The organism is Pseudomonas sp. NPDC087598, from assembly GCF_044743525.1.
In the GTDB taxonomy this organism is placed as follows: Bacteria; Pseudomonadota; Gammaproteobacteria; order Pseudomonadales; family Pseudomonadaceae; genus Aquipseudomonas.
In genome coordinates, this window is the sequence record NZ_JBIUWQ010000012.1 from 38,613 (window position 1) to 46,598 (window position 7,986).

Annotated in this window: 8 protein-coding genes; 6 read left to right on the forward strand and 2 right to left on the reverse strand. The window is 60.6% G+C overall.

Annotated features, from left to right (window positions below; translation table 11 throughout):
- Positions 1–19: 19 nt before the first annotated feature.
- The 6 genes from ACIOWE_RS09275 (at position 20) to pdeM (ending at position 6,698) form a co-directional block, all read left to right on the forward strand.
- Positions 20–748 (forward strand): ABC transporter permease, encoded by a 729-nt coding sequence (locus ACIOWE_RS09275; RefSeq protein WP_103306583.1) that lies wholly within the window; start codon positions 20–22, stop codon positions 746–748.
- Complete coding sequence (locus ACIOWE_RS09280) at positions 745–1,455, forward strand: ABC transporter permease (RefSeq protein ID WP_401390148.1); 711 nt, start codon at positions 745–747, stop codon at positions 1,453–1,455. Before ACIOWE_RS09275 ends, ACIOWE_RS09280 begins: the two co-directional genes overlap by 4 nt.
- 11 nt (positions 1,456–1,466) lie before the next feature.
- Positions 1,467–2,585, forward strand: a complete 1,119-nt coding sequence (locus ACIOWE_RS09285; RefSeq protein WP_401390151.1) for a succinylglutamate desuccinylase/aspartoacylase family protein — start codon at positions 1,467–1,469, stop codon at positions 2,583–2,585.
- A gap of 13 nt (positions 2,586–2,598) precedes the next feature.
- Entirely contained in the window at positions 2,599–3,363 is a 765-nt protein-coding gene (locus ACIOWE_RS09290; protein WP_401390154.1) for an ABC transporter ATP-binding protein, read from the forward strand.
- A 192-nt stretch (positions 3,364–3,555) separates the two neighbouring features.
- Entirely contained in the window at positions 3,556–6,045 is a 2,490-nt protein-coding gene (locus ACIOWE_RS09295; protein ID WP_401390157.1) for a ligase-associated DNA damage response DEXH box helicase, read from the forward strand.
- Entirely contained in the window at positions 6,042–6,698 is a 657-nt protein-coding gene (pdeM, locus tag ACIOWE_RS09300; protein ID WP_401390159.1) for a ligase-associated DNA damage response endonuclease PdeM, read from the forward strand. Before ACIOWE_RS09295 ends, pdeM begins: the two co-directional genes overlap by 4 nt.
- A 46-nt stretch (positions 6,699–6,744) precedes the next feature.
- On the opposite strand, the gene ACIOWE_RS09305 is transcribed toward pdeM, so the two are convergent.
- The gene (locus tag ACIOWE_RS09305; protein WP_201238833.1) at positions 6,745–6,954 is read right to left on the reverse strand and encodes a hypothetical protein; all 210 of its coding nucleotides are present in this window, start codon (positions 6,952–6,954) and stop codon (positions 6,745–6,747) included.
- Between the two features lie 107 nt (positions 6,955–7,061).
- Complete coding sequence (gene dcd / locus ACIOWE_RS09310) at positions 7,062–7,628, reverse strand: dCTP deaminase (protein WP_201238834.1); 567 nt, start codon at positions 7,626–7,628, stop codon at positions 7,062–7,064.
- Positions 7,629–7,986: the final 358 nt, after the last annotated feature.

Genomic DNA, 7,986 nt, shown 5'->3' on the forward strand with positions numbered 1-7,986 from the left:
CCGCTCAGGTTGCTGATTTATGTTCGAAACCCTCCTGCAAAATCTGGGGCTCTCCGCCTTCAGCCTCAAGGGCTTCGGCCCGTTGCTGCTGGAAGGCACCTGGATGACCATCAAATTATCGGCGTTGTCGCTGCTGGTGGCCGTATTGCTCGGCCTGCTCGGCGCCAGTGCCAAACTGTCAAAAATCAAACTGGTGCGCCTGCCCGCCCAGCTCTACACCACGCTGATTCGCGGGGTGCCGGATCTGGTGTTGATGCTGCTGATCTTCTACAGCCTGCAAACCTGGCTGACGACGCTCACCGACTACATGGAATGGGAATACATCGAAATCGACCCGTTCAGCGCCGGGGTGCTGACCCTGGGCTTCATTTATGGCGCTTATTTCACCGAGACTTTCCGCGGGGCGATCCTCGCCGTGCCGCGTGGTCAGGTCGAAGCGGCCACCGCTTACGGCCTCAAACGTGGCCAGCGCTTTCGCTTTGTGGTGTTCCCGCAAATGATGCGCTTCGCCCTGCCCGGCATCGGCAATAACTGGATGGTGATGCTCAAGGCCACCGCACTGGTGTCGATCATCGGCCTCGCCGATCTGGTCAAAGCCGCGCAGGACGCCGGTAAAAGCACCTATCAACTGTTCTACTTCCTGGTCCTCGCTGCCTTGATCTACTTGCTGATCACCAGTGCCTCGAACTTCATCCTGCGCTGGCTTGAACGCCGCTACGCCGCCGGTGCCCGGGAGGCCGTACGATGATCGAACTTCTGCAGGAATACTGGAAAGCCTTCCTTTATACCGATGGCCAGAACATTACCGGCCTGGCGATGACGATGTGGCTGCTCAGTGCCTCTATCTTCATCGGTTTCCTGGTGTCGATTCCGTTGTCGATCGCCCGGGTTTCCAGCCACTTCTACGTGCGCTGGCCGGTGCAGTTCTACACCTACCTGTTCCGCGGTACGCCGCTGTATATCCAGTTGCTGATCTGCTACACCGGTATCTACAGCCTCGCGGCGGTGCGTGCGCAGCCGATCCTCGACAGTTTCTTTCGCGATGCGATGAACTGCACGATCCTCGCCTTCGCCCTGAACACTTGCGCGTACACCACGGAGATTTTCGCCGGGGCGATCCGCAGCATGAACCACGGCGAAGTCGAAGCGGCCAAGGCCTATGGTCTGACAGGCTGGAAGCTGTATGCCTACGTGATCATGCCTTCGGCGCTGCGCCGTTCGTTGCCCTACTACAGCAACGAAGTGATCCTGATGCTGCACTCGACCACCGTGGCCTTCACCGCGACCATCCCCGACATCCTGAAAGTCGCACGGGACGCCAACTCGGCGACCTTCCTGACCTTTCAGTCGTTCGGCATCGCCGCGCTGATCTACCTGACCATTACCTTTGCGCTGGTCGGCCTGTTCCGCCTCGCCGAACGCCGATGGCTGGCCTTCCTCGGCCCGACCCACTAGGAAACCTTGTAATGCGACACCAGATCCATGACCTGCTGGCCCCGCTGCCGGGGACCGCACGACAGATCCACAGCTTCCACTTCGGCCCGGAGCAGGCCAAGGGCAAGGTCTACATTCAGTCTTCGCTGCATGCCGATGAACTGCCCGGCATGCTCGTCGCCTGGCACCTCAAGCAGCGCCTGACGGAGCTGGAAGCCGCCGGGCGCCTGCGCAGCGAAATCGTGCTGGTGCCGGTGGCCAACCCGGTCGGCCTCGAACAAGTGTTGATGGACGTGCCGCTGGGCCGTTACGAATTGGAGAGTGGGCAGAACTTCAACCGCTGGTTTGTCGACCTCAGCGAGGAAATCGGCAATGCCATCGAGGGCAAGCTGAAGGACGATCCGCAGCACAACCTCGAACTGATCCGCAGCCATCTGCGCGACGCCCTCGCCCGCCAGACCGCCAGCACGCAATTGCAATCCCAGCGCCTGACCCTGCAACGGCTGGCCTGCGACGCGGACATGGTGCTCGACCTGCACTGCGATTTCGAATCGGTGGTTCACCTCTACACCACGCCCGAAGCGTGGCCGCAGGTCGAGCCGCTGGCGCGTTACATCGAAGCGCAGGCCAGCCTGTTGGCCACTGATTCCGGTGGCCAATCGTTCGACGAATGCTTCACCCTGCTCTGGTGGCAATTGAAGGAACGTTTCGGCGAACACTTCGAGATTCCGCTCGGCAGTTTCTCGGTGACCGTCGAATTGCGCGGCCAGGGCGATGTCACGCATCCCATGGCCAGTCGCGACTGCCAGGCGCTGATCGACTACCTGATCCAGTCCGATGCGATCGTCGGCGAGACCAAACCACAACCACGCTTGCCGTACCCCGCCACGCCACTTGCCGGGGTCGAGCCGGTGACGACGCCGGTTGGCGGCTTGCTGGTGTACACCGCCACAGCGGGGCAATACATGGAGGCCGGGCAACAGATTGCCGAAATCATCGACCCGATCAACGACCGGGTCACCCCCATTCATTGCACCAGCGCCGGCGTGATGTACGCCCGCTCGCTACGGCGCATGGCCACGGCCGGCATGGTCATCGCCCACGTTGCGGGCACCGAAGCCTATCGCAGCGGCTACCTACTTTCGCCTTGAGGATGTCTGTCCCATGTACAAACTGACCGTTGAAGGCCTGCACAAAAGCTATGGCGACCATCAGGTGCTCAAAGGCGTTTCGCTCAAGGCCAAGACCGGCGACGTGATCAGCCTGATCGGCGCCAGCGGCTCGGGCAAAAGCACCTTTTTGCGCTGCATCAATTTTCTCGAACAACCCAACGACGGCGCCATGAGCCTCGACGGCAAGGCCATCCGCATGGTCACCGACCGTCACGGCATGCACGTCGCCGACGCCGATGAACTGCAACGCCTGCGCACGCGCCTGGCGATGGTGTTCCAGCACTTCAACCTGTGGAGCCACATGACCGTGTTGGAAAACATCACCATGGCCCCGCGACGGGTGTTGGGTTGCAGCAAACAGGAAGCCGATGATCGTGCGCGGCGTTATCTGGACAAGGTCGGTTTGCCGGCGCGGGTGGCGGATCAATACCCGGCGTTCTTGTCCGGCGGTCAGCAACAGCGCGTAGCGATTGCCCGAGCGCTGGCGATGGAGCCGGAAGTGATGTTGTTTGACGAACCGACTTCGGCGCTCGATCCGGAACTGGTGGGTGAAGTGTTGCGGGTGATTCAAGGGCTGGCGGAAGAAGGCCGGACCATGATCATGGTGACCCACGAAATGAGCTTTGCCCGTAAAGTCTCGAGCCAGGTGCTATTCCTGCACCAAGGTCTGGTCGAGGAAGAAGGCGCACCGGATGAAGTGCTGGGCAATCCGAAAAGCGAACGCCTGAAGCAATTCCTCAGCGGCAATCTCAAATAACGATTAACGCAGGCCCCTGTGGGAGCGAGCCTGCTCGCGAAAGCGGTCTGGCAGTCAACGATGATGTTGAATGTGACGACGCCTTCGCGAGCAGGCTCGCTCCCACAGGGATAGTCATCTAATGACGAAATTAAACTTGTTAGCAGCTACCGCGGTCACTGGAAGAACACCTCCAGAGCGCGCGCAGCCCGCATGGCGAAATCCTCCGACCTCGCAAAAACCTGGTTCAGCGCTCGCGGCTGGAAGCCGTTCGCCTTTCAGAAACAGGTGTGGGCGGCGGTCAAACGCGGCGAATCGGGACTGCTGCATGCCAGTACCGGTGCCGGTAAAACCTATGCGCTGTGGTTTGCGGCACTCAACCGCTTCGCCCGAGTCGCTCCCGTCGTTGAAACCTCACGCAAACGCAAACCGGTTGCCGAACCACTGACCGTGCTGTGGATCACGCCGATGCGCGCCCTCGCCGCCGACACCGCACGCGCCCTGCAAACACCAGTGACGGACTTGCAGATCCCTTGGAGCATCGGCCTGCGCACCGGTGACACCAGCAGTAGTGAACGTGCCCGGCAGAGCCGACGCCTGCCAACCACGCTGATCACTACCCCGGAAAGTCTGACCCTGCTGCTGGCTCGCGCCGACGCGCAAACGGCGCTGGCGACACTGCGCATGATCGTCGTTGATGAATGGCACGAACTGCTTGGCAACAAACGCGGCGTGCAGTTGCAACTGGCCCTCGCCCGCCTGCGGCGCTGGCAGCCCGACCTGATTGTCTGGGGCGTGTCCGCCACGCTCGGTAATCAATCCCACGCCGAACAGGTGCTGATCCCACAGGGCGGTGGCATCAGCGTCCAGGGTCAGAACGAAAAAGCCCTGGCGATCGACACCCTGCTCCCGCCCACCCTCGAGCGTTTTCCGTGGGCCGGGCACATTGGTCTGAAAATGTTGCCGCAAGTGGTCGCCGAGCTGGACGTGTGCGTCAGCAGTCTGGTGTTCACCAACACCCGGGCGCAGTCGGAAATCTGGTATCAGGCACTGCTTGAAGCGCGGCCGGATTGGGCCGGGTTGATCGCGCTGCATCACAGTTCTTTGTCGCGCGACACCCGCGACTGGGTTGAGCAGGCCTTGAAGGACGGGCTTTTGAAAGCGGTGGTGTGCACCTCCAGCCTTGATCTGGGGGTGGATTTCCTGCCGGTGGAACGCGTGTTGCAAATCGGTTCAGCCAAGGGCGTCGCCCGGTTGATGCAACGCGCCGGGCGTTCCGGGCATGCCCCGGGCCGCACCTCGCGGGTGACGCTGGTGCCGACCCACAGCCTTGAAGTGATCGAAGCCGTCGCCGCCCGTGATGCCGTGGAGCAGCGACGCATCGAACCACGCCTGTCACCGCAAAAGCCGCTGGATGTGCTGGTGCAACATTTGGTCAGCATGGCGCTGGGCGGCGGATTTTTACCCGATGACCTGTACGAAGAAGTCCGTGGCGCCTGGGCCTATCGTGACCTGACACTTGCCGATTGGGCGTGGGCGCTGGCGTTCGTACGCCATGGCGGGATGTCTCTGACGGCGTACCCGGATTACCGTCGAGTCGAACCCGACGAGCACGGTATCTGGCGTGTGCCCGATGCACGTCTGGCGCGACGGCACCGCATGAGCATCGGCACCATTGTCAGCGACGCGAGCATTCAGCTGAAATTCTGGAGCAAGGGTGGTGGCGGCAAGCAATTGGGCAGCGTCGAGGAGGGCTTTATCGCACGACTCAAACCGGGTGATGGCTTTCTGTTCGCCGGGCGTTTGCTGGAGTTGGTACGGGTGGAAAACATGACCGCTTACGTCAAGCGCAGCAGCGCGAAGAGAGCCGCGGTACCCCGCTGGAATGGCGGGCGGATGCCGCTCTCCAATGAACTGGCGCAAGCAGTGGTGACGCGCTTCACCGCTGCCGCACACGGTGAGTTTTCCGGGCCGGAAATGCAGGCGTTACGCCCCTTGCTGGAAACCCAGGCACGCTGGTCTGGCCTGCCCGCAACCAACAACTTACTGGTCGAGGTGCTCAAGTCCCGCGAAGGCTGGCACCTTTTCCTCTACCCGTTTGCCGGGCGTCAGGTGCATCTGGGGCTCGCCAGCCTGCTGGCGTGGCGCATCAGTCAGCGTCAGCCGGTGACGTTCTCGATTGCGGTCAACGATTACGGTCTGGAGTTGCTCAGTGCCACGCCAGTGGATTGGTCGCGACAACTCGATGCCGAGCTGTTCAGCGCCGAGCACTTATTACGCGATGTCCTCGCCAGCCTCAACGCGGGCGAACTGGCCTTGCGGCGTTTTCGCGAGATCGCGCGGATTGCCGGGCTGGTGTTCTCCGGCTACCCCGGCGCGCCGAAAAGCACCCGCCAGGTCCAGGCCTCCAGCGGATTGTTTTTCGAAGTGTTCAAGCAATACGACGCCGATAACCTGCTGCTGGCTCAGGCCGGGGAAGAAGTCCTTCGGGAAGAACTGGATATTCGCAGGCTGGAGCAGACACTGGAGCACATCAATCAAATGAATCTGGACGTGCATCAGATCAAACGCCCTACGCCGCTGGGGTTTCCCCTGCTGGTTGAGCGTATGCGCGAGAGCATGAGCTCGGAGAAACTTGCGGATCGGATCAGACGGATGGTCGGTGATCTGGAAAAATCCGCTGATAAGGGTAGCCCGGCATGAACGCGCCCTACCCTGTACGCCTGGCCGGTGAAGAGCTGTGGCTGCTACCGGAAAAAGCCCTGTATTGGCCGGCGCAGCAAGCCCTGCTGATCGCCGACGTGCATTTCGGCAAGGCGGCCGCCTATCGCAGCCTCGGGCAGCCAGTCCCTCAAGGCACGACGGCGAGCAATATTGCGGTGATTGATCGATTGCTGGCGAAACTGCCCTGCCGGCAACTGATATTCCTCGGTGACTTCCTGCATGGCCCCGGCTCACACGTGGTGGGCACTCTGAGCGCGCTGGCTGAATGGCGCTCGCGCCACATTGATCTGCCGATGACGCTGATTCGTGGCAATCACGACAAACGCGCGGGTGATCCGCCGGTATCGCTGAACATTCGCGTAGTGCCGGAGCCGCTGTTGCTCGGGCCATTTGCGTTACAACACGAACCCGATCCGCACCCGGAACGGCATGTATTGGCCGGTCATGTACATCCGGTCTATCGGCTGCATGGCAAGGGGCGGCAGAGCTTGCGCCTGGCGTGTTTCAGATTAGGCGAGCGCATCAGCCTGATGCCGGCATTCGGCGCGTTTACCGGTGGTTATCCGGTCGAGCGTGAAGACAGCTGCAGGATTTTCGTCATCGGCGACAACGAAATATGGCCAGTCAGTTGAAGTCCTGGCGGACTTCAACTGACTGGCCATGCATTTCCCATCGGGATCAGGCAACAGGTGCCGGAGGCGGCTCGTCGGGCAGGGTCGGCTCACCCGGTTCGGTCGGTTGTTCATTGGGGGTATCGGGATCAGGTTGACCAGGAATTCCGCCAGCCATGCTGATGGACGGGTGTGCCAGCAAGGACCAGGCTAAAACGCCAACCTGATTGGGCTCAAGCCTTGCCAGTTCGGCAGTGATATGCGGATCGATCTTCATAGGGCACTCCTCGGCGAAGGCCCGTTTCGGCACAAGCAAAAACGGGCAGTACACCCCATAGAGTGCCTGCCCGCCAAAGAATTCCCGACATCTGCCGGATGGATGACTCAGGTACGCGGCAGAGTCACGCCACGCTGGCCCTGGTACTTGCCACCGCGATCCTTGTAGGAAACTTCACATTCCTCGTCGGATTCAAGGAAAAGCATCTGCGCCACACCTTCGTTGGCGTAGATTTTCGCCGGCAGGTTGGTGGTGTTGGAGAATTCCAGTGTCACGTGACCTTCCCACTCAGGCTCGAGCGGCGTCACGTTAACGATGATGCCGCAGCGCGCGTAGGTGCTTTTACCCAAGCAGATGGTCAATACGTTGCGCGGAATGCGGAAGTACTCGACGGTGCTGGCCAGGGCGAAAGAGTTTGGCGGAATGATGCAGACGTCGCTGTGGATGTCGACGAAGCTGCCCGGGTCGAAGTTTTTCGGGTCGACGATCGACGAGTTGATGTTGGTGAACACCTTGAAGTGGTTGGTGCAACGCACGTCGTAACCGTAGCTCGACACACCGTAGGAGATCACTCGGCTGTCATCGCTGCCGCGCACCTGGCGCTCGACGAACGGTTCGATCATGCCGTGTTCCTGCGCCATGCGGCGAATCCACTTGTCCGATTTGATGCTCATGGCGGGTGTCCTGAATAGCGAGGTGGAAAAATTCTGTCCGGCATCTTACCGGGCGCGCCGCCACGTTCAAAGTCCGGCCTGCAATTCTCGCCGATCCCCCATGATTTACGCAGTCTGGCGACGAACCGTCACACCGCCGATCCTTAAAACAGAGAAACCTTCGCAAGAAGCATTGGCACGTCCCGGAAAAAGGGTTAAGGTGGCGCCACTGTGCTGCTTGTGTCACTGAGAATCTCTACACGATATGTTGAATTTCGATCCAACCATCTACAAGAATTTTTCCTGCTCTTTGCACTCAGTCTCGGCCAGGGTTCTTCCTGCGTCGCAGTTATCTTTGTTCAAGGAGTTACACCGTGTC